General features: G+C 57.3%; 25 protein-coding genes. 9 read left to right on the top strand and 16 right to left on the bottom strand.

Translation table 11 applies throughout. The features are described from left to right. Positions 1–11: 11 nt before the first annotated feature. From ACR0BT_RS09230 to ACR0BT_RS09220, 3 genes are read right to left on the bottom strand one after another with little or no spacing between them, the layout of a single operon-like run. Entirely contained in the window at positions 12–392 is a 381-nt protein-coding gene (locus ACR0BT_RS09230; RefSeq protein WP_480734998.1) for a GFA family protein, read from the bottom strand. 4 nt (positions 393–396) lie between these two features. Further along, on the bottom strand, positions 397–1,020 hold the full coding sequence (locus ACR0BT_RS09225; RefSeq protein ID WP_170611291.1) for a LysE family transporter: 624 nt from the start codon (positions 1,018–1,020) through the stop codon (positions 397–399). Beyond that, complete coding sequence (locus ACR0BT_RS09220) at positions 1,020–1,589, bottom strand: XRE family transcriptional regulator (protein WP_170425828.1); 570 nt, start codon at positions 1,587–1,589, stop codon at positions 1,020–1,022. The genes ACR0BT_RS09225 and ACR0BT_RS09220 overlap by 1 nt, the downstream gene beginning before the upstream one ends. A 117-nt stretch (positions 1,590–1,706) precedes the next feature. Between ACR0BT_RS09220 and ACR0BT_RS09215 the strand changes: the two genes are divergently transcribed. Then, entirely contained in the window at positions 1,707–1,991 is a 285-nt protein-coding gene (locus ACR0BT_RS09215) for a DUF1294 domain-containing protein (protein ID WP_170562347.1), read from the top strand. A gap of 11 nt (positions 1,992–2,002) precedes the next feature. Here ACR0BT_RS09215 and ACR0BT_RS09210 read toward each other — a convergent pair whose 3' ends face one another. Further along, positions 2,003–2,455, bottom strand: coding sequence for a GAF domain-containing protein (locus ACR0BT_RS09210; RefSeq protein WP_170425832.1), 453 nt, complete (start codon positions 2,453–2,455; stop codon positions 2,003–2,005). 74 nt (positions 2,456–2,529) lie between these two features. Then, positions 2,530–3,702, bottom strand: a complete 1,173-nt coding sequence (locus ACR0BT_RS09205; RefSeq protein ID WP_480762990.1) for a thiolase family protein — start codon at positions 3,700–3,702, stop codon at positions 2,530–2,532. Positions 3,703–3,803: 101 nt separating this feature from the next. Here ACR0BT_RS09205 and ACR0BT_RS09200 point away from each other — a divergent pair, with 101 nt between their 5' ends. The 3 genes from ACR0BT_RS09200 (at position 3,804) to ggt (ending at position 6,404) form a co-directional block, all read left to right on the top strand. Then, positions 3,804–4,142, top strand: coding sequence for an STAS domain-containing protein (locus ACR0BT_RS09200; protein WP_170398809.1), 339 nt, complete (start codon positions 3,804–3,806; stop codon positions 4,140–4,142). Positions 4,143–4,197: 55 nt separating this feature from the next. Beyond that, positions 4,198–4,614 (top strand): ATP-binding protein, encoded by a 417-nt coding sequence (locus tag ACR0BT_RS09195; RefSeq protein WP_480762989.1) that lies wholly within the window; start codon positions 4,198–4,200, stop codon positions 4,612–4,614. A 212-nt stretch (positions 4,615–4,826) separates the two neighbouring features. Further along, the gene (gene ggt / locus ACR0BT_RS09190; protein WP_480762988.1) at positions 4,827–6,404 is read left to right on the top strand and encodes a gamma-glutamyltransferase; all 1,578 of its coding nucleotides are present in this window, start codon (positions 4,827–4,829) and stop codon (positions 6,402–6,404) included. Between the two features lie 24 nt (positions 6,405–6,428). Here ggt and hspQ read toward each other — a convergent pair whose 3' ends face one another. Further along, on the bottom strand, positions 6,429–6,755 hold the full coding sequence (gene hspQ / locus ACR0BT_RS09185; RefSeq protein ID WP_170398818.1) for a heat shock protein HspQ: 327 nt from the start codon (positions 6,753–6,755) through the stop codon (positions 6,429–6,431). 80 nt (positions 6,756–6,835) lie between these two features. On the opposite strand from hspQ, the gene ACR0BT_RS09180 reads away from it, so the two are divergent. Beyond that, positions 6,836–7,717, top strand: a complete 882-nt coding sequence (locus tag ACR0BT_RS09180) for an AEC family transporter (RefSeq protein WP_170406666.1) — start codon at positions 6,836–6,838, stop codon at positions 7,715–7,717. Between the two features lie 60 nt (positions 7,718–7,777). Beyond that, on the top strand, positions 7,778–8,359 hold the full coding sequence (locus tag ACR0BT_RS09175; RefSeq protein ID WP_170425842.1) for a transglycosylase SLT domain-containing protein: 582 nt from the start codon (positions 7,778–7,780) through the stop codon (positions 8,357–8,359). Positions 8,360–8,374: 15 nt separating this feature from the next. On the opposite strand, the gene ACR0BT_RS09170 is transcribed toward ACR0BT_RS09175, so the two are convergent. The 4 genes from ACR0BT_RS09170 to ACR0BT_RS09155 all read right to left on the bottom strand — a co-directional run bounded on the left by ACR0BT_RS09170 (position 8,375) and on the right by ACR0BT_RS09155 (position 14,562). After that, entirely contained in the window at positions 8,375–8,971 is a 597-nt protein-coding gene (locus tag ACR0BT_RS09170) for an outer membrane lipoprotein carrier protein LolA (protein ID WP_170406673.1), read from the bottom strand. A gap of 39 nt (positions 8,972–9,010) precedes the next feature. Next, a complete protein-coding gene (locus ACR0BT_RS09165) occupies positions 9,011–11,929 on the bottom strand; it encodes a DNA translocase FtsK (RefSeq protein WP_480762987.1) in 2,919 nt (972 codons plus the stop codon). Positions 11,930–11,943: 14 nt separating this feature from the next. Continuing rightward, a complete protein-coding gene (locus tag ACR0BT_RS09160; RefSeq protein WP_170562329.1) occupies positions 11,944–13,125 on the bottom strand; it encodes an aminotransferase class I/II-fold pyridoxal phosphate-dependent enzyme in 1,182 nt (393 codons plus the stop codon). A gap of 108 nt (positions 13,126–13,233) precedes the next feature. Continuing rightward, positions 13,234–14,562 (bottom strand): amidase family protein, encoded by a 1,329-nt coding sequence (locus tag ACR0BT_RS09155; protein ID WP_170732523.1) that lies wholly within the window; start codon positions 14,560–14,562, stop codon positions 13,234–13,236. An 88-nt stretch (positions 14,563–14,650) separates the two neighbouring features. On the opposite strand from ACR0BT_RS09155, the gene ACR0BT_RS09150 reads away from it, so the two are divergent. Further along, positions 14,651–15,877, top strand: coding sequence for an FAD-dependent monooxygenase (locus tag ACR0BT_RS09150; protein WP_480762986.1), 1,227 nt, complete (start codon positions 14,651–14,653; stop codon positions 15,875–15,877). Here the strand turns inward: ACR0BT_RS09150 and ACR0BT_RS09145 are convergent. The 5 genes from ACR0BT_RS09145 to ACR0BT_RS09125 all read right to left on the bottom strand — a co-directional run bounded on the left by ACR0BT_RS09145 (position 15,874) and on the right by ACR0BT_RS09125 (position 19,523). After that, entirely contained in the window at positions 15,874–16,059 is a 186-nt protein-coding gene (locus ACR0BT_RS09145) for a Trm112 family protein (protein ID WP_170398842.1), read from the bottom strand. The genes ACR0BT_RS09150 and ACR0BT_RS09145 overlap by 4 nt on opposite strands. Further along, a complete protein-coding gene (locus ACR0BT_RS09140) occupies positions 16,056–16,697 on the bottom strand; it encodes an LON peptidase substrate-binding domain-containing protein (protein WP_170398861.1) in 642 nt (213 codons plus the stop codon). Before ACR0BT_RS09140 ends, ACR0BT_RS09145 begins: the two co-directional genes overlap by 4 nt. Positions 16,698–16,724: 27 nt before the next feature. Next, the gene (locus ACR0BT_RS09135) at positions 16,725–17,642 is read right to left on the bottom strand and encodes a thioredoxin family protein (protein WP_170398864.1); all 918 of its coding nucleotides are present in this window, start codon (positions 17,640–17,642) and stop codon (positions 16,725–16,727) included. A gap of 87 nt (positions 17,643–17,729) precedes the next feature. Beyond that, on the bottom strand, positions 17,730–18,518 hold the full coding sequence (locus ACR0BT_RS09130) for an exodeoxyribonuclease III (protein ID WP_170425855.1): 789 nt from the start codon (positions 18,516–18,518) through the stop codon (positions 17,730–17,732). A gap of 318 nt (positions 18,519–18,836) precedes the next feature. Beyond that, on the bottom strand, positions 18,837–19,523 hold the full coding sequence (locus ACR0BT_RS09125; protein ID WP_170398869.1) for a response regulator transcription factor: 687 nt from the start codon (positions 19,521–19,523) through the stop codon (positions 18,837–18,839). Positions 19,524–19,684: 161 nt separating this feature from the next. Here ACR0BT_RS09125 and ribA point away from each other — a divergent pair, with 161 nt between their 5' ends. Beyond that, the gene (gene ribA, locus ACR0BT_RS09120) at positions 19,685–20,779 is read left to right on the top strand and encodes a GTP cyclohydrolase II (protein WP_170425856.1); all 1,095 of its coding nucleotides are present in this window, start codon (positions 19,685–19,687) and stop codon (positions 20,777–20,779) included. Then, positions 20,776–21,276, top strand: a complete 501-nt coding sequence (locus tag ACR0BT_RS09115; RefSeq protein ID WP_480762985.1) for a L,D-transpeptidase family protein — start codon at positions 20,776–20,778, stop codon at positions 21,274–21,276. The genes ribA and ACR0BT_RS09115 overlap by 4 nt, the downstream gene beginning before the upstream one ends. On the opposite strand, the gene ACR0BT_RS09110 is transcribed toward ACR0BT_RS09115, so the two are convergent. Then, a complete protein-coding gene (locus tag ACR0BT_RS09110; protein WP_480762984.1) occupies positions 21,260–21,919 on the bottom strand; it encodes a YggS family pyridoxal phosphate-dependent enzyme in 660 nt (219 codons plus the stop codon). The two genes, ACR0BT_RS09115 and ACR0BT_RS09110, sit on opposite strands and share 17 nt — an antisense overlap. Positions 21,920–21,942 lie beyond the last annotated feature (23 nt).

The following is a 21,942-nucleotide window of genomic DNA, read 5'->3' as shown; positions in this document are numbered from 1 at the left end:
TTGGTTCCCTATTAGTGTGCCCGCTGGGGCAGGTCGTCTTTGATGTCATAGTAATCGCCCTTGTCTGCCACAAAGATGTGCTGGGCGAGTTTCAACCCGGTCGGCTCATCCAATGAGCCCACGGAAATTGCGATCGTGTCCTCGTCATTGTGCTGCCAGAAGAGGAACGAGCCACAAGCGCGGCAAAATCCGCGCTTGGCAATGGCAGAGGCGCGATACCAGCCCAGCGTTTCGCTGGTGGTAAAGCTGAGATTGTCCTGATGCGTAACGGTCGAGGCCCACAGATGACCCGACTGTTTGCGACACTGCCCGCAATGGCAGGCATTTGGTGGCGTGAGGTCTCCGTCAACAACAAAAGCGACCGCGCCGCACAGGCAGGAACCGGTATGCATGTCTTTATCCCCTCGCTGTCGGCGTCGAACTGGCACCCAGCAAAACGCCATAAATGATGAAACAGGTCGCCATCACGCGGCGTACCCAGATATTGAACACCGCCCCCAACGCAGCCTTGCCCATCAGCGCCCCCAGCGACGTGAACCCGGTATAGCTGAGCGTCGTGATGACCAGTGCCGTCGGCATGATCACCGCCATTTGCTGCCAGATGGGTACATCCGGCTGCACAAATTGCGAAAACGCCGCAAGGTATCCGGCGACGCTCTTGGGGTTGATCGTGGCAACAGCCAGCGCGTGAAAGTAAACATGTCTTGCCGGACGCTCTGATGCCGGAGCGGGTTTCGCTGCGTTCATCCAACCGCGAATGCCCATCCAGATCAGAAACCCGGCCCCGATAAGTTTGGCGACAAAGAAACCCGTTGGCGACGCGGCAATCAACGCTGTGATTCCCACAGCCGAGAGGATCAGGAACACACTCGCCTGAGTCAAAATAGCCAAGACACCCAACATAGCCTTGGAGAACGGCAGGCTCATCCCATTTGAGATGCAATTGACCGCATTCGGCCCCGGGGTGGTCACGAACACCACCCAGAACAGAGCGAATATGGTCCAGGCCTCAAAACTCATCAGTACACCGGAGGGGCGATGACCCAGATGGCCACAGCGGGCTCATCAAAGGGGTTGGACCAAGTGTAGGGCTCGTGCTTGATCCGGAAGCTATCGCCGGGGCCGACCTGAAAGCTGCGCGAGCCGATCGTCAGTTCCAGACGGCCTGAAACCATATAGCCGACTTCCTGCGTCGGCCGGTTTGCCGGGGTCTGCATCTGCGAATGCGGCTCAAAGGTCGAATGCACCATCTCGAAATCGTCGGTCAGGTCAGGCGAAAGCAGTTCTTCGATCAACCCTTCTTCGCCAGAGCCCATCGGGCGACGGGACCCTGCCCGCACAATATACCCTTGCTCATCCACCGGCGCAGCGGAATGGGCAAACAGCATCGACATCGGCACACCCAGACATTCGGCAATCTGGCGTAGATCCGAAATCGACGGCTCGGACATGTCACGCTCGACCTGGCTGAGCCAGCCAACGGACCGATCCAATCGGTTGGCGATCTCGGTCAGAGTCAGCCCGCGCGCCTTGCGCAGTGCGCGAAGGTCGGCACCGAGGGATGCGCTATGAGGGGCTTGCGAATTCAAGTTGCGCTCCGAGTCTGCGTGAAATTTTCTGTTACTTTTTCACGGTGCCTCGAATCGGTGAAATTTCCAAGCATTTTTTCACTTGGGTCTGCAAATTTAGTTGGCTATGCACGCTCCATGTGGATTGCCGTAATCTATCTTTGGGCCATTAATACCCTGACTTTGATGGCGTTTGGCTTGGATAAGCTGCGCGCGCGCCGTAGAAGGCGACGCATCCCCGAGCGGCGCTTGTTATGGTTGGCGGCACTAGGTGGCAGCTTGGCCGCGCTACTGGGGCGCTGGATCTTCGGGCACAAGACCCGCAAGCGCGGTTTCTCGGCTTGGCTATACACGATCACAGCGTTTCAGGCCGGGCTTTGCTATCTGATTATGTCCCGAGATCTTGGCGCATTTTTGCGATAGCTCGGAACCCTCTAACGCGCAAATACATCCGTTAGAATAGCACCAAGTGCGGTCGCATCATCTTTGGTAAACGCGTCGGGCTGGTCGCTGTCGATATCAAAGACAGCGATCACGTTACCATTCGCATCCCGCACCGGTAGAACCAACTCGGACCGAGTGGATGACGCACAAGCGATATGGCCGGGGAAAGCATCTACATCCGAAACCAATTGCACTTGCCCTGTACGGGCAGCCGCACCACACACACCGCGTTCAAAAGGGATTACTAGGCAGCCATGCCCCCCCTGATAAGGCCCGATCTTTAGCACTTCGGGCTCAGTTACGCGGTAAAATCCCGTCCAGTCGAATCGGTCGTCCGAGTGATGCACTTCGCATGCCACCGTAGCCATCAATGCAACCTCGTCGGTTTCACCGTCGGTCAAGGCGGCTATGGTTTTGGCGAGTGTGTCGTAGTCGGCTTTCATGTTGGTAGACCTTGCATCCAGGGAACTGCGGGCGCTGCCGCCAATTCCCCGAGTATTTGCAAAAAGACAAAGCGTCAAACGCGTTCTATTGCGATGGCCGTCCCTTCTCCGCCGCCAATGCAGATTGCAGCGACACCGCGCTTGAGATTTCGCTTTTCCAGCGCATTGAGCAGCGTGACCATGATCCGGGCCCCCGAGGCACCTATCGGGTGGCCAAGCGCACATGCGCCGCCATTCACATTCACGATCTCACGGGACAAGCCCATTTCGTGCATGAAGGCCATCGGTACCACGGCGAAGGCTTCGTTAACCTCCCACAGATCGACATCCTCTTTTTTCCAACCGATACGGTCCAACAATTTCTGCGCCGCCGGAACCGGAGCAGTTGTGAACAATCCCGGTGCCTGCGCGTGACTGGCGTGGCCAAGAATCCGTGCGCGTACGGTCAGGCCCTGCTGTTCTGCTGCCTTTGCCGAGGCAAGCACAAGGGCGGCTGCGCCATCCGAGATCGAAGAAGAATTGGCTGCCGTAACCGTTCCATCCTTGCGAAAGGCTGGTTTCAGTGTGGGTATCTTCTCGGGCCGCGCCGATTTTGGTTGCTCATCCGCGTCCAGCACAACCTCGCCCTTACGAGTCTGAATCTTGACCTGTGTAATTTCCTGGTCGAACGCATTATTTTCCTGCGCGGACAGCGCGTTCGAAAGCGATCGCAGGGCGTATTCGTCCTGCGCCTCGCGCGTGAACTGATAGGATTCGGCACAATCCTCGGCAAACGTGCCCATAAGCCGACCTTTGTCATAGGCGTCTTCGAGCCCGTCCAGAAACATGTGATCGACGACCTGCCCATGTCCGATCCGGGCGCCACCGCGCATCTTGGGCAGCAGATAGGGCGCGTTGGTCATGCTCTCCATCCCGCCAGCGACCATGGTCTGAGTATGGCCCAAAGCGATCTGATCAAACGCGATCATTGCGGCCTTCATGCCTGAACCGCACATTTTGTTGAGCGTTGTGGCAGGTACATCTTCTCCCAGACCGGCGGCAAACCCAGCCTGACGCGCCGGGGCCTGTCCCTGGCCGGCAGGCAAGACGCAGCCCATCAGCAACTCATCCACGGCCCGAATGCCTGCACCCTCCAGCGCTGCGCGGATAGCAGCACCGCCCAGATCAGCAGCGGCGACGCCGTCAAACATGCCCTGAAAGCCGCCCATTGGTGTACGCGCGGCACCTGCTATCACAACCTCGTTCATCCGAAATCTCCTTGAACTTTCCAGCCTATGGATACCGAATGGTAAGAATTACCGTCTAGCGTATTTCTACCATCATTTTGCATTGCCAAAGGCGGACGAACATGGGGCTCAGCAGCGAGATCACCGGCGAGACACAGATAATATCCGTTCATTGTGATCGAATTGATGCCGCAATGGCGATTCAATTCAAGGAAGATATGCGCGCGGAAACCCAAACCCATGCCAAACGGGTGGTGTTGGATTTGTCTTCTGTCGAATTCATCGATTCCAGCGGTCTGGGCGCCATTGTCGCCTCGATGAAACAATTGGAAAAAGGGCGCAGATTGGATCTGGCCGGCTTGCGCCCGATCGTTGAAAAAGTGTTCCGCCTGACCCGCATGGACACCGTGTTCAGACTGTTCAAATCGCTGGATGAGGCGATCGGCGCTGGTGCAGACTGACGATCGGCAGAGGTGGAACCGCGTGTGCTCGAATTGCAAACAAAACTGCCTGGAGGTGAGCTTTCCCGCGACACAAGTGCAGGCCAGCGCAGGGATCGCGGCGTTAAGCGTACGGCTGGCGGCGCAGGGATTGCCGGAAAGCAAAGCAGATGACGTAAGAATCGCGCTGACGGAAGCGATCAACAACGTGGTCGAACATGCCTATGCCGGGGTGGCCGCCGCTGACATTCAAATCGATTGCTCATTATGTGCAAAGAAGTTGGTGATTCAGATCATCGATACCGGCGACCCGATGCCCGAATTGCGGATACCGAGCGGCACTCCACCATCTGTCGACACTGCTTTGCAGGACCTGCCCGAGGGCGGCTTTGGCTGGCACCTGATTCATCAACTTGCCAGCGACATACAATATGAACGCAAAAGCGGCGGGAACCTGCTCTGCTTGCGGTTCGACTTTGACGAGATGCCCTAGCAGGCATCAAATGGCCACAATAAGGCCTAGATCGAACCATTGTCGCGCCGCAAACAAAGGTCATAAGTAAGGGGTAGCTCAGATAGCTTCCCTCGGCGCCTAGCGTCACAGCCCCCACCCAGTGAGCGGCGCCGAGGACCTCCTTCCTCTGATAGCATTGGACAATTCCCAGCTGCGGCTTAGTGTCTGCGTGTTTGCAGAAGGAAAGACCCATGCGCGATTTTCACAAGACAGGCCGTTCTGAAGTTTTGGCAACCGAAGGGATGTGCGCAACGTCCCATCCGTTGGCCGCCAAAATCGCGCTGGATATTCTGCAGCAGGGCGGCAATGCCATGGACGCAGCCATTGCAGGCGCGGTGCTTCTGGGAATTTGCGAGCCGCAAATGACCGGCTTGGGCGGAGATTGCTTTGTTCTGTACAATCGCGCAGGCGAGCAGACTGTTCGCGCACTAAACGGTTCGGGTAGGGCCGCGGCAGCAGCGGATGCACAGGCATTGCGGGATCGCGGTTCAAATTCGGTTCCCGAGACCAGCCCGGATGCCGTGACAATTCCCGGAGCGGTTGAGGCATTCTGCCGTCTAGCAAAAACCGAAGGTCGGCTGGGCCTGGAAGCAATCCTGCAACCCTCAATCCATTATGCCGAGTCAGGTGTTCCGGTGGCTCCACGCGTTGCCTTTGATTGGAAGAACAGCGCATCCACCCTGCAAGGCGCGGCCCGTGATCATTATCTGATTGACGGCAAACCCCTGCAAACCGGGCAGGTTTTTCGCGCACCCGGTCAGGCAGAAGTTCTTCGGCGCGTGGCCCAACACGGTCAAAAGGCATTTTATTCTGGTGAGATTGCCGATGACATGCTTGCGGCCCTGTCCGATCTGGGTGGAGTACAGACTGCGCAGGATTTCGCGGCCGTGCAAAGCGATGAAACTGTGCCCGTCAGCGGAGATTATGGCGGTGTCGAACTGGTCGAGCACCCACCGAATGGTCAGGGCGCGACGGCAATCCTGTTGCTGAATATCTTGAAGCACTTCGATCTGGCCGCAATGGACCCTTGGGGGGCTGAACGCGTACATATCGAAGCCGAGGCCAGCAAACTGGCCTACGACGCACGCAATCGTTTCATCGCCGATCCCGACCACAGCACGCGGATGGCTCATTTTCTTGCACCTGAGACAGCCGCCCAACTTGCCGCGCTGATCAATCCGAAACGCGCCATGGCTGCCGCCGCTACCTTGACCGAGTCTGTTCACAAAGACACTGTCTATATCACCGTGGTTGACCGGGATCGCATGGCCGTTTCACTTATTTATTCGATCTACCACGGGTTCGGGTCGGGCATCGCTTCGCAAAAGTTCGGCATTTTGCTGCAGAATCGGGGTGCTGGTTTCAACCTCGAACCCGGTCATCCAAATGAGCTTGCCGGTGGAAAGCGACCAATGCACACAATCATACCGGGAATGTTGCGCGCCCAAGGCCGCATCGCGATGCCCTTTGGTGTCATGGGAGGTGCCTATCAACCAACCGGACACGCTCGGCTAGTGTCAAATCTCACGGATTTCGACATAGAGCTGCAGGAAGCCATCGATGCGCCTCGGGCATTTGCAGATGGGGGTGTTCTGAAAATTGAGCGAGGCTATTCCGATGCCGTTCTGCAACAATTATCCGATATGGGGCACACTGTCCAAATACCGGAAACGTCTCTGGGTGGTGCGCAAGCCATTCGAATCTGTTCAAACGGAGTTCTGGAAGGTGCTAGCGATCCCCGTAAAGATGGTTGCGCATTAGGTTACTGACACACGCCATTATGACGGACATATTCAGTTCAACTGAAAGTGCAGCGGATAAGATCCATCCTGAAACGGGCCGAACATGTTGGGGATATCGGGATGGTCTACCGGCTCACCCGATTGATCCTCAACCAGATTTTGTTCTGAAACATAAGCGACATAGAAGGATTGATCATTCTCAGCCAGCAAATGATAGAACGGCTGGTCCTTCAGCGGGCGACTATCTTCGGGAATGGCCTGATACCATTCCTCCGAGTTCGAGAATTCCGGATCGACATCAAAAATAACCCCTCGAAAAGGGTGTCTACGGTGTCGAACCACCTGTCCCAGGCGGTACTTGGCTTGTGTCTTTAGCATTGTTTCGGCCCCCAAAGCATTTAGTACATCTTTTCGGGCAGAAAAGCCAACCAATGAGCTGAAATTCGGGGAAACAGTCTGTGAACCTACTCCTAACAGTGTTCGAAATCGTTGCCCCGGTGTTCCTTCTGGCCGGGATCGGGTTTGCGTGGGTCAAGCTCGGGTTCGAGTATCGGCTGCAATTTGTCACGCGGTTTGCGGTGACGCTTGCAGTGCCCAGCCTGATCTTCGTAGCTTTGATGCAAACCGACATTCCTGGCGGTGAATTGACCGTTTTCACGCTCGCTGCGATTGCATCACATGTTGCTTTGGCGGTGGTTTTCTGGGTCTTTGTACGTGCCTCAGGGCTTGAGCAGCGGACCTATCTGTCACCTCTTATCTTCGGTAACACTGGGAATCTGGGCCTGCCTTTGTGCATCTTTGCCTTTGGGCAGGCTGGGTTGGGTTTCGCGGTGATCTTTTTGGCCGTTACCGCTCTGTTTTCTTTCACTTACGGTATCTATCTGGTCGCGGGGCGCGGCGCCTTTGGCAGGGTTCTGCGCGAGCCCATGGTCTGGGCCACGCTGCTGGGGGCATTGTTTCTGTGGCGTGGATGGCAGACGCCACTGTTTCTAACCAACACGCTGGAACTGTTGGGCCAGATGGCGGTGCCTATGATGCTGATCACCCTTGGGGTCGCGATTGCACGCCTGACAACACAGAAGCTGCAACAGGCTATATGGTTGTCCTTGCTGAAACTCGCGGTGTGCTTCGGGTTGGGCTGGGTTCTTGCCATCAGTTTTGAACTGGGCCCTGTGGCTTTCGGAGTTTTAGTTTTGCAGATGTGTACCCCAGTCGCTGTCACCTCATACCTGCTGGCAGAGCGGTTTGAGGCGGATTCAGATGCGGTTGCAGGCATGGTCATGGTCTCGACCGTGCTATCGGTTGCCGCACTGCCTATAATTCTCGCTATTATTCTGTAACGATTGTGATTTCCTCAGAGCTCAATCTGCGCTAGAATAAAGAAAAAAGGCACGAGGCACATGAGCAGAATTCTTTTCGTACTCTTCGGGGTGCTGCTTTTGGCATCCTGTGGTGGCGGGTCCAAACAGCCACCGAGCAGACTGAATGACGCGTGCAGCATTGCGCGCGAAAAACCCGATTATATCAAGGCTTTCAAAAGCACCGAGCGCAAATGGGGTGTCCCCGTTCACGTTCAGATGGCCACGATTTACCAAGAAAGCCGTTATCGCGCAGATGCGCGCACACCGCACAAATACGTGCTGGGCGTCATCCCGATGGGTCGCCAAAGCAGTGCTTACGGCTATGGTCAGGCACTTGATGGCACGTGGGAGCAGTATCAGCGCGAAACCGGCAAACGCCGCGCCAAGCGGGATCGCATCCGTGATGCGTCAGATTTCATTGGCTGGTACATGAACAAAAGCTATGAGCGGAACGGGATTCATCCCACCGACGCGCGTAACCAATACCTGGCCTATCACGAAGGGCAAACCGGCTACGCGCGCGGCAGCTACAACAGCAAATCTTGGCTGTTGAACGTTGCGAATGATGTAGACGCCCGAGCGCAACTGTATCAGGCGCAGCTGGCGAACTGCCGTTACTAAACAAACCCTGTCAGGTCAGCGATCGTCTGACCTGATACGGGTTTTGCTTGAAAACACGCTGGAATCGAGGTTTCCGCCTTCAGTCAACGGCCCCAGCAGTACGGTCGTTTGACTTCCAGCGTTATCGTGGATCACCCATTTGCGCAGCTCAACCGGATTGGATGTAAACATTAACTCGATCCGCCCGCTTTCCGGGTTTTTGGGGTCCTGAGCCGTCACAACCGTGGCGGTCCCGTCAAAATCGTGCCCAACAACCATATTGGCTTGCCCCAGATTGACATTCCGCGCCAACACCAGTGACAGCGGTGTGCGTTTCAGCGGGTACTGTTCGGGCGGCTGATTGGATTTCGGGTCAAAGATCTGCACCGTCCCCGACCGCGCCAAAACTACCGCGCTGTTGGGCGGATCATATTCGAACCGCATTTTTCCGGGCCTCTCGAGCCACAGCTTACCGGTGCTAAGCGATCCGTCATCATTCACCTGCGTGAATGTGGTCTGAGCCGTCTTCATCTGGTTCAGGTAGTTAGAGATTTGCGACAGTGGCAGCTTTTCAGCCGCCCACGCGGCGGGCGCAGCCAGTGTCAGAGCAAGGGCAAAAGCAATCTGTTTCATAGGACCCAGATAGGCGTTCTGCCCTTGTTATTAAATATCTTACTGCTCGGGGACGAGGATTTCGCGTTTTCCAACGTGATTTGCCCCGGAAACAACGCCTTCGTCCTCCATCTGCTCAACAAGCCGCGCAGCTTTGTTGTAGCCAATGGCAAGTTTTCGCTGAATGTAGGACGTCGAGCATTTGCGATCTTTGATCACAATCGCCACTGCCTGGTCGTAAAGGGCGTCTTCTCCGTTCGTGTTGCCACCCGTGTTCAGGCCCAGAACAGCGTCGATATTGTCAGCCTTTTCCTCAGCCGGGCCATCGACCACGCCACTCATGTAGGCCGGCGGACCGAACTGTTTCAGGTGGTTGACGATTTCTTCGACCTCTTCATCCGAGACAAACGGACCGTGGCAACGGGTGATCTTCGCCCCGCCCGCCATATACAGCATGTCGCCCTGACCAAGCAGTTGCTCGGCACCCATCTCGCCCAGGATCGTGCGGCTGTCGACTTTCGAGGTCACTTGGAACGAAATCCGGGTCGGGAAGTTCGCCTTGATCGTCCCGGTGATCACATCGACCGAGGGACGCTGCGTCGCCATGATCAGGTGAATGCCCGAAGCCCGCGCCATCTGCGCCAGACGCTGGATGCAGGCCTCGATCTCCTTGCCCGCGACCATCATCAGGTCAGCCATCTCGTCGACGATCACAACGATATAAGGCATTGCTTCGGGCGCGAATTCTTCGGTCTCGAACATTGGCTCGCCAGTTTCATCGTCAAAGCCGGTCTGGACCGTGCGGCTGAACATCTCGCCCTTGGATAGCGCATCCTTCACGCGGCCATTGTAGCCCGCGATATTGCGCACGCCCATTTTGGACATTTTGCGATAGCGATCCTCCATCTCGCCCACGACCCATTTCAGGGCCACAACCGCCTTTTTCGGGTCGGTCACAACAGGCGAGAGCAGGTGCGGGATACCGTCATAGACCGACAGTTCCAGCATCTTGGGGTCGATCATGATCAGGCGGCACTCATCCGGCGTTAGCTTATAAAGCAGCGACAGGATCATCGTATTGATTGCCACCGACTTACCGGAACCGGTCGTACCAGCGATCAAGAGGTGAGGCATTTTTGCCAAGTTCGCCACCACGGACTCACCGCCGATATCCTTGCCTAACGCCAAGGGCAGCGCATGGTTACCATCGCCGAAATCGCGACTGGCGAGGATTTCGCGCAGCACCACCATCTCACGGTTTTCATTGGGCAGTTCAATGCCAATAACCGAGCGCCCCGGTAGAGTTGAAACCCGCGCGGACAAAGCCGACATTGAGCGCGCGATATCGTCGGCCAAACCGATCACACGGCTGGCTTTTAAACCCGGTGCAGGCTCCAATTCGTACATGGTCACAACCGGACCGGGGCGGACGCTGACGATCTCACCCTTGACGCCGTAGTCATCCAGCACGTTTTCCAGCATCCGCGCATTTTCCTCGAGCGCCTCATCGCTTAGGTGATGGCGTTGGATGCTTGCAGGGTTGGACAGAAGGCCCAGCGGTGGCAGTTCGAAATCAGAATGCCGTTCCTCGAAAGAAAGTGTCGGCTGTGCTTCGGCTTGCGCCCTGCGCGAAGGTGGAGGAGTGCGTCGGACCGGTTGAGCTACTACAGGTTTACGCGGCTCAGCGACAGGAATCTTGACAGCCTGTCTCGCTTGGAGCGCGGGTTCGGAGGCATCATCAAACACGGCCTCATCATCATAGTCCGGTTCGGAAACATAGTCCTGCTGCATCCAATTATCAGCCTCGGAGTCAGCCGCCAGCGTCTCAACATCAGATCCTGCTGTCAGCGGTGGTTCGGGTGGCAAACCTGCAGAGGTCATCGGGGGTTCGGGCGGCAACTCGTCTGCCGCGCCAGAGTTCAAAATCAACGGGTCCGGTCCCCTGCCCCGCCCTTTGGTCAATGGCAAGTTGGGATCGGGTTCGGGCGTTAGCACACCAGCGGCCACTTTACGATTGCGCACAGCGGCGGATATCTTGGACCTGATGCGATCCTCACCCGGCATGTCGTAATACCCTTCGACCGCAACGTTTTCGACCAACTCAGGCTCGGGCATTGGGTCAGGACGACGGATCAGGGAAGGCATCCGAGCCAGAAGGCCTGTCTTGGCGACAGGTTCCTGCGCTTCAATCTCAGGGTCTTCAAAGACCGGATCAGCGTAGGCCAGGTCGTCGTCAGAATCCGCCTGAACCGGAACTGCACGTTCGGCCTTGCGCTCGGCCCATTGGGCCTTCCGGTCCCGTGCTGCCCGCGCTGTCGCCGATGCCCCGCGTCCCAGCGCGTTCATCAACAGATCATAGGCCATGACCAGTCCCAACAGAAACGCCCGGAAGCCATTGCGAACGTCCGCTTTGCCGAAACCCAACACGAATACACCCAGAGCGAGCATACCGACCGCCATCGCCAGCGACATCAGCTTGACCAGGAAATGCGATGAGATCGGCAACAAAGTCAAAATCGCGCCCATCACTGTATCGCCGAATAGACCACCCAAGCCATAGCTGTGCGTCGTCCGCCATTCGGCACCCGGTACCAGAGTCGCTGCATAGACAGCCAGAACGGCGATCCAGATCGGCGCAAAAATCAGGCGGGCAATGGCACGGTCTTCACCTAAATGGCCTGCAAATCGAACGCCCCAAGTGATCAGCACCAAGGCGACACCCAAGCTGCCCCAACCCACGATCATAAACAACGGCGCGGCAATCGAGGCCCCAATGCGCCCCATCCAGTTTTGCACGGGCGCATCGGTCGAAACCATCCAGTTTGGATCATCGGGCGTATAGGACCAGATCATCGCTGCAGCGGCCAACCCCAACAGGATCAAAGCGATCCCGATCAGTTCTTTGCTACGCCGTTCAATGGCGGCTTGCGTGTTGCTGTCCAGCAGCGGGTCACGGTTTCGCGCGTTATATGATGCCATTTTGCCCTCGTACCTCACGAATAGATGCAGTCGCGGAGTGTAATCAGCCCGCGCTTCATCTCTGTTTTTGGGGCCACCATCGCGACCCGGATAAATTGCTCGCCCGGGTTTTGCCCCGGATCACCTTGAGAAAGATATGCGCCCGGCAGAACCCGAACACCGGTTTCCTGCCAAAGCTTCAATGCGGTTTCTTCACCGTTTTCGACCGGCAGCCACAGGAAGAACCCGGCCTCGGGCGGCATGAAGCCTTGTACGCCTGCGAAAACCTCATCCGCGACGGCGTATTTCTCCTGATACAGCACGCGGTTTTCCTGCACATGCGCTTCATCCGCCCAAACCTTGGCGGCGGCGGCCTGCAGCGGGGCGGGCAAAGGGGCGCCCGCATAGCTGCGCAACAGTTTGACACGGCTGATTGTTTCAGGTCCACCTGCGATTAGCCCCGACCGCAGCCCGGCCAAGTTCGACCGCTTGGACAGAGAGTTGAACAGCGTGGCACGTTCGGGGTCAGCACCCAGTTCCTGCGCAACGGTTAGCGCGCCAACCGGCGCGGCGTCGCGGTAGATTTCGGAATAGCATTCATCGGCAAAGATACGGAAATCGTACTTTTCAGCCAATTGAATCAGCTCGACCCAGTAATCGCGCGAGGCGACCGCCCCCTGAGGGTTCGCGGGCGAGCAGATATAGGCTACAGCAGTACGGTTCAGAACCTCTTCGGGCAGGCCTGCATAGTCTGGCAAATGGCCAGTGGCAGCGGTTGCCGGCACGAAATATGGCTGCGCACCGACCGAAATCGAGGCAACCATGTAGACCTGATAGAAGGGGTTCGGGCACAGAATGATCGGTTGCTGCCCATTTTTCTGCTCGGGGCAGAGCGCCATTGCAGCGTTATAAAGACCCTCGCGCGTACCGTTCAGTGCCATCACATTGGCATCTGCATCCATCGACACACCATAGCGGCGGTTGATCCAACCCGTGATCGCTGCGCGCAATTCAGGTGAGCCTTCGTTCGGGGGATAGCCCTGAAACCCGGCGGCGTTTTCCATGATCACGTCGGTCACCCAAGATGGGAAATCATGCTTGGGCTCGCCAATGGTCATGTGAACGACTTCACCACCCGGCTGATGATGATCCAACAGGGCGCGTAGACGCGGAAACGCGTATTCCGGTAGGTTCGAAAACCGCTCGGGGAAATTCATGATACTGCCTCAATTTCGGGGTCATTTTGCGCCCCGTTTTATGGCAGATTACAGATCGACCCGGGCTTCGTCCAGACAAAGAGGTGCCGAATCAGGGGATTGTGGCATTCAGGTCAAAGCGCTTTCGGCTGCTGACCCGAGCCGTAACAAGGCCTCTTCCGACCCCGGATAGCCCAACATCATCAGCCCGCAACCGGGTGTTCCCGTGGGCAAAGTCAGTGCCGCAAGCCCCATCAGATTGCCGATCCGGGTGTTGCGGAGAGCCAAGAGATTTTCGGTAACATAGTAGTCATGATCATTCATCAACCGGTCGAGATTGGGCGGTAGGATCGGGGCCGTCGGCGCAAGCACGGCGTCAAAGCCCGCAGTGGCCGCATCCCAAGCCTGTCGACAAGCGGTTAGTTTCGACCAAGCGGCCACGTAATCGGGGCCGGAATAGGCCTTGCCCATTCGGAACCGTTCAAGGATTTCGGGATACATCGCCTCGGGGTTCGCTTCGATCACATCACGCCACAAGCCGTAGGCTTCGGTTGTATAAAGCACGCCCGACAGGCTCATCGCTTCGTTCAGCTCAGGCACGTCAAGCGGAACGATCTCGGCCCCGGCCTCTTTCAGGCGCGCCAGCGCATCATCATAGGCGTTGGCTGGAGCTTCGCGCAGATCGTCCTTGGCCACGTTCTGCAAATCAGCAAAGCGGCGACCGATCAATGACGCCCCGCGCAGATCAGCCGGGGCGGTGCCCTCAAGCGCGGCAAGCATATGTGCGGCGTCCTCAACTGATCGCGCCAGCGGCCCAACGGTATCGAATTTCAGACATAGCGGCACGACGCCCTCAAGGCTAACGCGCCCCGCCGTGGTTTTCAGCCCCACCAGATCGTTCCAGGCCGAGGGAATCCGCACCGATCCACCCGTGTCCGAGCCAACGCCGCCTGCAGCAAGCCCCCAAGCCACCGAAGCTCCTGCACCTGAAGATGAGCCGCCCGGCACTGCGTCTTCGTCATTCACGCATGGAGGCGTAGCCGTCACAGGGTTTAGACCCAAACCCGAGAACGCCAATTCGCTCATATGCGTTTTACCCAGACAGACCGTACCCATCGCGGTCGCGTTCCGCACCACCTGCGCATCGGATTCGGGCACGCGGCCTTCCAACAGGGCCGAACCGGCCTCGGTCCCTACGCCTGCCGTGTCGAACAGGTCTTTCCAGCTGATCGGGACGCCATCCAACAAAGACCGACGCAGGCCAAGCTTGGCCCGCTCTTGCGCCGCAAGGGCCTCGGCGCGGGCGCGATCGTGGGTCACCCGGGCATAGATCCGATCGCGATGTGGATGGGCGTCAATCGCGCTCAGATAAGTTTCTGTCAGTTCAACCGGATCAATCTGCCCCATTCCGATACCACGGCCCAAATCACATGCCGTCATGGTCAACCAGTCTTGCATCCGGTCCCCTCCCGAGTAATTCCGTGATCGGACGGTAGCGACAGGACCGCACATGGACAATCCCGAAAGGGCGCGCATATTGCAGCACATGGAACACAGATCCGATATCCTGATCGTTGGTGGTGGCCTGAATGGCCCTGCCCTTGCGCTGGCGCTGGCCCAGACCGGGCATTCAGTCACGGTTGTTGACGCTCTGGCAGAGAAAGTACGCAAGAATGCGGCCTTCGACGGGCGCGCCTATGCGCTGGCATTGGCGTCGCAACGTCTGCTCGACGCGATAGGCGTTTGGGAAAAGGTGGAAGAGCGCGCCCAGCCGATGCTGGAGATCAAGGTAACGGATGGTCATGCCGGTGCCGGACCTTCCCCGTTCTTTATGCATTTCGACCATGCCGAGATCGAAGAAGGCCCGATGGGCTATATGGTCGAAGATCGCCACCTGCGGCGGGCTTTTCTGGAGGCCATGACCGAACAAGACGGGATTACCGAAATCAGCGGCAAAACGGTCGTGTCTCAGGACATCTCGGCAAACGGGGCAACGCTGACGCTGGATGACGGAGCCACCTTGTCCGGCAGCCTACTGGTGGGTTGCGATGGCCGCCGCAGCGGGACCGCTATGCGCGCCGGAATCAAGCGAACCGGCTGGGACTATGGCCAGACCGCTCTGGTCTGCGCCATTGAACACGAGCTACCGCATCTCGGTATCGCCCATCAGTTCTTCATGCCCCCCGGCCCGTTGGCGATTCTGCCGCTGACCGGGAACCGCAGTTCCATCGTCTGGAGCGAACGCACTGAGACGTCCGAGCAGATCAATGCGCTGCCCGAGGCAGATTACCTACAAGTTCTGCGCCCGCGCTTTGGCGATTTCCTGGGGGATATCCGCCTGCAGGGTGACCGGTTCACATACCCGTTGAACCTGACCATCGCCAATTCCTTCATCTCGGACCGGTTGGCTTTGGTCGGAGACGCCGCCCATGGCATGCACCCCATCGCCGGGCAAGGCCTGAACGCAGGTCTGCGTGATGTCGGTGCATTGGCCGAGGTTCTGACCCTTGCGGGACGACGTGGCGAGGATATCGGATCAACGCTTGTGCTGGAGCGCTATCAAGAGTGGCGCCGGTTCGACACAGCCTCGCTTGCGATGGCGACTGATATGTTCAACAAGCTGTTTTCGAACGATAATCCCCTGCTCCGCATAGGTCGGGATATTGGAATGGGTATCGTCGGATCGCTGCCCGGGCTGCGCCGAGGTTTCGTGCGCGAGGCTGCAGGTCTGACCGGAGACCTGCCGAAACTGCTGCAGGGACACCCGATCTAGTCCAGCTCTCGGGCCTCATCCACTAGCATCACTGGAATACCGTTGCGGATTGGAAAGGCCAGAGCGGCGGCTTTTGACACCAGCTCTTGCCGTTCGGCATCATAGTGCAGCGTCGTGTGGGTCTGCGGACAAATCAACGCCTCAAGCATATGGCGGTCAAAGGCGTGTTCGGTATCGCTCATTGCAGTTTTTCCTCATTCGATCCGCCGCGCATGGCGAATTCAATTAATGTCACCAAGGTTTCGCGCCGGGTGCGTAAGCAAGGGGCCTCAAGCAAAGCCTGCTTTTCCTCCGGGTCAAATTCCAGCATCATGGACAGGGAATTGACCAAAAGCTCATCATCGGCATCTTTCATTGTGTCCCAATCGGTGGACAACTGACGGGACGAAAAAAACCGTTCCAACAGCCGCAGGAACCTGTTCCGATCAAAACCGTCATCTACCTCGGCCTTGCCCAGATCACGGTCAAACCCGTCCCAAGACACCGAAACCCGGCGATACGGGGTGAAACTGTCCAACTCTGATTTGACCCTGAACCGAGAGATTCCCGTCAGCGTAATCAGATACCTGCCGTCTTCGGTCTCGGAAAACTGGGTGACCCGTCCAGCGCATCCAATCTGGTGCAACTTAGTTTCGTCCCCCTGACAGGTATTCGGTTGCACCATCCCGATCAGGCGTTCTTGCGTTTTCAGCGCGTCGTCCAGCATCTGTAGGTAGCGCGGCTCAAAAATATGCAGCGGCAGGCGAGACCGTGGCAGCAGCAGCGCTCCGGGCAAAGGGAAAACGGATACCGTTTCCGGCAAATCGGCAGGATGCATCATGTACCCGAGTTTAGTTCTGATCGGGGATTAGGCAAATATCATCGAGCTGAGCTTGCGCCGCCCGTTCAGAACAATCGGGTCATTGGGCTTGAGCGCATCGAAAATTGTGAAGAGCTGCGCCTTTGCTGCCCCATCATTCCACTCGCGATCGCGGCGGAACAATTCCAACAGTTGAGCCACTGCCTCTTCGACATCGCCATTGGCATGCAGGGCCTGCGCCAGATCGAAACGGGCTTGATGGTTGTCTGGCTCGGCCTCAACTGTTGCAGTCAACTCACCTACCGGACCAGCATCTGCAGCCTGCTTGGCCAATTCCAGTTGCGCATGGGCCGCTTCAACCTCGGGTGAAGTGGAAATCTCGGCAGGAGCGCCATTGAGGATCGCCTCAGCCTGATCCAGATCCCCCGATGCAATATGCGCGCGCACCAACCCGCCATAAGCGGCAGCGTGATTGGGGTCTTCACCCAGTATGGCGGCAAAAGTCTGTGCCGCGTCTACAGCGGCCCCCTCGGTCAACATTTCTTCGGCAGCTTGCACAGCATCATCTAGTTGACCACCCGGGCTTTCACCGCCCGCGGCTTCGATCACACGATCTATGAAGGCCTTGATCTCGGACCCTGGCAAAGCGCCCTGAAACCCGTCGATCGGTTGGCCTTTGTGAAATGCATAGACCATCGGAATCGACTGGATGCGCAGTTGTCCTGCAATCATCTGCGCTTCGTCCACGTTGATCTTGACCATCTTGACCGCACCCTTGGCAGCGGTCACGGCCTCTTCCAACGCCGGGCCCAGCGTTTTGCAGGGGCCGCACCAAGGCGCCCAGAAGTCAACGATGATCGGCGTCTCTTGTGAGGCTTCGACCACATCGGCCATGAAGGTGGCCTCGGTCCCGTCTTTAATCAGATCAGTGGCTTGGGGGCTGCCTGCGCCGTTCAGAAGGTCCATGGCTTATACTCTCTGGTTCGAACTTGCGCCCTATATGCAGTCCAATGCGGCAGAAACCAAGGGGAGAGTTCGGCGAATTTGCTTCGGTCAGACGTCAAACGTGGCAAATACCGGGGCATGATCACTGGGTTTTTCCCATCCGCGCGCGTCGCGCAGAATGCGGCTGGAATGACCCGCGTTCGAGATATCGGGCGTAGCCCAAACATGATCCAGCCTGCGTCCCTTGTCGGCGGCATCCCAATCTCGTGCCCGATAAGACCACCAGCTGTATAGCTGGCCCTCGGGAATATCCTGCCGGGTGATATCGACCCAGCCACCTGCATCCTGAGTCTCGGCCAGCGTTTCAACCTCGATCGGCGTATGTGAAACCACCTTCAGCAACTGCTTGTGCGACCAGACATCATCTTCGCGGGGCGCAATATTCAGATCGCCCACCAGAATGGACTTTTTCGGCTTTTCCGCATGGAACCAATCGCGCATGTCAGCGAGGTAATCCAGCTTTTGGCCAAACTTCTCGTTCACTTCGCGATCCGGCACGTCGCCCCCAGCGGGGACATAGAAATTATGAATGGTCACGCCATTCTCCAACCGCCCCGCAATGTGTCGCGCATGACCCAGACCCGCGAAATCCTTATCCCCTACTTCCTCAAGCGGAAGGCGCGACAGTATGGCGACGCCGTTATACCCCTTCTGGCCCCGCGCAATCATATGCGTATAGCCCAGCTCGGCGAACCCTTCGGTCGGGATTTTGTCGACCGGCGATTTGCATTCCTGTAGACACAGCACATCCGGCGCCTCTTCCTGCAGCAATTTCAGAACGATAGGCTCGCGCAGGCGGACCGAATTGATGTTCCATGTGGCAAGGGTGAAGGGCATATCCGGGGGTTCCTTTGTCGAAGTTGCCGCAGGTTAGCGCGGCGCCAAGCGAGGTGCCATCGAAAAACAAAGCAATGTTGCCTGACCCGGCGGTTACGGAAACTTGCAAAGTTTCCGGTCCGATTTCATTGAATGAAATCGGATGCCCGGTGCCGATATCGCCCTGCACGATACAGTTGCACCTTACAAAAAAAGCCGGGCCATCAGGCCCGGCAGTCCAACAGGGAGGTGCATGTCATAACCCGGACATGCGCGGGTTGGGAGTAATCTAAAGATACCTACAGAGTATCACTTTGATCCAAGTCAATCCACCATTAGTCAAGCAACAAGGCGATATCCGCCCGATTCTGTGACCAAAAGGCGCGCATTCGACGGGTCGGGTTCAATCTTCTGACGCAGACGATAGATATGGGTTTCAAGCGTGTGCGTTGTAACGCCTGCGTTGTAACCCCAGACCTCATGCAAAAGAACATCACGTGCAACGACGCCGTCAGTTGATCGATAGAGGAACTTGAGAATGTTAGTCTCTTTCTCGGTCAGGCGGATCTTGCGATCATCTTCGGTCATCAGCATCTTCATGGCCGGTTTGAAGGTGTAGGGCCCCAGAACAAAGACCGCATCCTCGGATTGTTCATGCTGGCGCAGCTGGGCCCGAATCCGGGCCAGAAGAACCGGAAATTTAAAAGGCTTGCTGACATAATCATTAGCGCCAGCATCAAGGCCCAGGATCGTGTCAGCATCGCTGTCGTGCCCAGTCAGCATCAGCACCGGGCTTTTGACGCCCTGCTTGCGCATCAGGCGACACAGCTCACGGCCATCGGTATCCGGCAGGCCGACATCCAGAATCACCAGATCGTAAATTGCTTCGCGCGCGCGTTCCATTGCCGACGCGCCATCGGACGCCTCGAACACGTCAAAGTCTTCAGTCATGACAAGTTGCTCGCTGAGCGCTTCGCGCAGGTCTTCGTCGTCATCCACCAGCAGGATTTTCTTGAGCTGAGCCATGTACGGTCCTCCTAAGCCTTTTCCATCACTTGCGTATGAAGAATGCAATCAGCAAGATTTACTGCAGTCGTCTCACGCCCTCGTGTCTGACGCCGAGGAAATGTTTCACATTTTCCAGTGATCGGGGTAGGACAGGGTCTGATCGTTTCAAGGTAAACTGCATGAGTCTCACTCCCGACATCACCGAATTGCTGGCACGGGCGCGGGCTGACCTGCGTATGGGTGTTCCCGTTGTTCTGACCGACGAACTGGGATTTGGAGTACTCGCATTCGCCACCGAGACCCTGAGCCCGCAAAGGTTGGCCGATTTGCGCGGCTTGGGCGGGGATCCCGTTGTCGCCATCACGGTTCGGCGCGCTGAAACACTTAAAGCGCGTGCATATGACGGCGATCTTGCTCGCGTCATGATCCCGGCGGATGCTGGGCTGAGCTGGGTGCAGGCGGTGGCCGACCCGTCCGATGATCTGAACGCCCCGATGAAGGGCCCGCTGATGACCGAACGGCAAGGCAGCGCAAATCTGCACCGGATCGCTATTGCGTTGGCCAAGTCGGCGCACTTGCTTCCGGCCGCCGTCGTCGCCCCAATTCAAGACGGGCGCGAATTTGCGGCAGATCATGGTCTGACCTGCATTGACCATGCCCGGGCCGCACCACATCTGACAGATCGCAGCGCTCTGCACCCTGTCGTCGCCGCACGCCTGCCGATGGAAGTGTCGGAGGCCGGGCGCCTACATGTATTCCGCCCCGAAGATGGTGGAGAAGAACACTATGCGGTTGAAATCGGTCGCCCTGACCGCGACAAGCCCGTCCTCGCGCGGCTGCATTCGGCCTGTTTCACGGGCGATCTCATGGGCAGCCTGAAATGTGACTGTGGCCCGCAACTGCGCGGGGCCTTGGCCCAGATGGGGGACGAGGGTGCGGGCGTCCTGCTCTATCTGAATCAGGAAGGGCGTGGGATCGGGCTTGCCAACAAGATGCGCGCCTATTTTCTTCAGGATCAGGGATTTGACACTGTCGAGGCTAACCACCGGCTTGGATTCGAAGACGATGAACGGGATTTCAGGCTCGGCTCGGATATCCTGAAATCGCTGGGCTTCAATTCGGTCCGTCTACTGACCAACAACCCTGCAAAAATCGCGATGATGGAACGCACAGGTATCGCCGTCACCGAACGGGTTCCGTTGAAAGTAGGTGAAACAGATTTCAACCGCGCGTATCTGGCGACCAAAGCGGCAAAGTCAGGCCACCTGCTGTGACACCAAGCGATCTGGTTTTGACACCGCGTGGCGTTCGGTTTCTCGGGCACCTGTTCCCCTGCGCTATAGGCAAAGGGGGCTTGAGCCCAACCAAGCAGGAAGGTGACGGAACAACACCAACAGGTGTGCATCACATTGTGGGTATGCTCTATCGCGCAGACCGAATGCCACGGCCGGCGCATTGGGCACGACCGATCGGACCGCGCGATTTATGGTCAGACGACGTAGAGGACGATGCGTATAACCATTTGGTGCGGGCGCCTCATGATTTCAGTCACGAAAAACTGCGTCGCCCAGATCCGCTTTATGACCTGATCTTGATAACCGATTGGAACTATCCCAATTCAGAACCCAGTCGGGGATCGGCCATCTTCCTGCATCAATGGCGACGCCCACGGTTTCCGACCGAAGGCTGCATCGCATTCAGGCGCGATCACCTACGTTGGATTGCCCAAAAAATCACGCCGGGCACACGGCTGATCATACCTGAGGCTTAACCCGCGCCCCGAATATGGCAGACCCAATACGGACGTGTGTGGCACCCAAGGCGATTGCCGATTCAAAATCACTGCTCATTCCCATCGACAAACCCTCCAGCCCATTCCGCTCTGCGATTTTTGCTAATAGCGCGAAGTGCAGCGCGGGCTCCTCTTCAACCGGTGGAATGCACATCAAACCTCGGACGGGCAGGTCCATGCCGCGGCATTCTGCAATGAACGCATCAGCATCTTGTGGAAGAGTGCCGGCCTTCTGATCCTCTTCGCCTGTGTTGATCTGTATAAAAAGATCGGGGCACTTACCCATTTCTTGTGCCAATCGCGCCAATGTTTTGGCGAGCTTTGGTCGATCAACTGAATGGATGGCATTGCAAAGATCAATCGCCTGCCGTGCCTTGTTTGTTTGCAATGGACCGATCAGATGCAGATCGATGTCCGGAAAACTTTCGCGAAATGCAGGCCATTTGCCAGCGGCTTCCTGCACACGGTTTTCTCCGAAACACCGGTGGCCCTGCTTCAACACGGCTTCGACCCGGTCATTAGGTTGCACCTTGGAAACCGCGATTAATTGCACCGAGCCTTCGGCGCGTCCTGCCGCAGATTCAGCTTTGGCTATTCGATCGGTGATTTCTTGCAGCGACATGGGTCCCTCATTCTGCGTTTGCA

It is taken from the genome of Ruegeria sp. CJ6 (genome assembly GCF_056536665.1).
Note: the sequence above shows the minus strand (reverse complement) of the source record. Positions and strands in the feature narration are given on the sequence as shown.

What these genes read in the sequence shown, in the direction of transcription:
- ACR0BT_RS09230 (WP_480734998.1), bottom strand. Translation starts at nt 392, where the DNA reads ATGCATACCGGTTCCTGCCTGTGCGGCGCGGTCGCTTTTGTTGTTGAC.
- ACR0BT_RS09225 (WP_170611291.1), bottom strand. Translation starts at nt 1,020, where the DNA reads ATGAGTTTTGAGGCCTGGACCATATTCGCTCTGTTCTGGGTGGTGTTC.
- ACR0BT_RS09215 (WP_170562347.1), top strand. Translation starts at nt 1,707, where the DNA reads ATGTGGATTGCCGTAATCTATCTTTGGGCCATTAATACCCTGACTTTG.
- ACR0BT_RS09210 (WP_170425832.1), bottom strand. Translation starts at nt 2,455, where the DNA reads ATGAAAGCCGACTACGACACACTCGCCAAAACCATAGCCGCCTTGACC.
- ACR0BT_RS09205 (WP_480762990.1), bottom strand. Translation starts at nt 3,702, where the DNA reads ATGAACGAGGTTGTGATAGCAGGTGCCGCGCGTACACCAATGGGCGGC.
- ACR0BT_RS09200 (WP_170398809.1), top strand. Translation starts at nt 3,804, where the DNA reads ATGGGGCTCAGCAGCGAGATCACCGGCGAGACACAGATAATATCCGTT.
- ggt (WP_480762988.1), top strand. Translation starts at nt 4,827, where the DNA reads ATGCGCGATTTTCACAAGACAGGCCGTTCTGAAGTTTTGGCAACCGAA.
- hspQ (WP_170398818.1), bottom strand. Translation starts at nt 6,755, where the DNA reads ATGCTAAAGACACAAGCCAAGTACCGCCTGGGACAGGTGGTTCGACAC.
- ACR0BT_RS09175 (WP_170425842.1), top strand. Translation starts at nt 7,778, where the DNA reads ATGAGCAGAATTCTTTTCGTACTCTTCGGGGTGCTGCTTTTGGCATCC.
- ACR0BT_RS09170 (WP_170406673.1), bottom strand. Translation starts at nt 8,971, where the DNA reads ATGAAACAGATTGCTTTTGCCCTTGCTCTGACACTGGCTGCGCCCGCC.
- ACR0BT_RS09165 (WP_480762987.1), bottom strand. Translation starts at nt 11,929, where the DNA reads ATGGCATCATATAACGCGCGAAACCGTGACCCGCTGCTGGACAGCAAC.
- ACR0BT_RS09160 (WP_170562329.1), bottom strand. Translation starts at nt 13,125, where the DNA reads ATGAATTTCCCCGAGCGGTTTTCGAACCTACCGGAATACGCGTTTCCG.
- ACR0BT_RS09155 (WP_170732523.1), bottom strand. Translation starts at nt 14,562, where the DNA reads ATGCAAGACTGGTTGACCATGACGGCATGTGATTTGGGCCGTGGTATC.
- ACR0BT_RS09150 (WP_480762986.1), top strand. Translation starts at nt 14,651, where the DNA reads ATGGAACACAGATCCGATATCCTGATCGTTGGTGGTGGCCTGAATGGC.
- ACR0BT_RS09145 (WP_170398842.1), bottom strand. Translation starts at nt 16,059, where the DNA reads ATGAGCGATACCGAACACGCCTTTGACCGCCATATGCTTGAGGCGTTG.
- ACR0BT_RS09140 (WP_170398861.1), bottom strand. Translation starts at nt 16,697, where the DNA reads ATGATGCATCCTGCCGATTTGCCGGAAACGGTATCCGTTTTCCCTTTG.
- ACR0BT_RS09135 (WP_170398864.1), bottom strand. Translation starts at nt 17,642, where the DNA reads ATGGACCTTCTGAACGGCGCAGGCAGCCCCCAAGCCACTGATCTGATT.
- ACR0BT_RS09130 (WP_170425855.1), bottom strand. Translation starts at nt 18,518, where the DNA reads ATGCCCTTCACCCTTGCCACATGGAACATCAATTCGGTCCGCCTGCGC.
- ACR0BT_RS09125 (WP_170398869.1), bottom strand. Translation starts at nt 19,523, where the DNA reads ATGGCTCAGCTCAAGAAAATCCTGCTGGTGGATGACGACGAAGACCTG.
- ribA (WP_170425856.1), top strand. Translation starts at nt 19,685, where the DNA reads ATGAGTCTCACTCCCGACATCACCGAATTGCTGGCACGGGCGCGGGCT.
- ACR0BT_RS09110 (WP_480762984.1), bottom strand. Translation starts at nt 21,919, where the DNA reads ATGTCGCTGCAAGAAATCACCGATCGAATAGCCAAAGCTGAATCTGCG.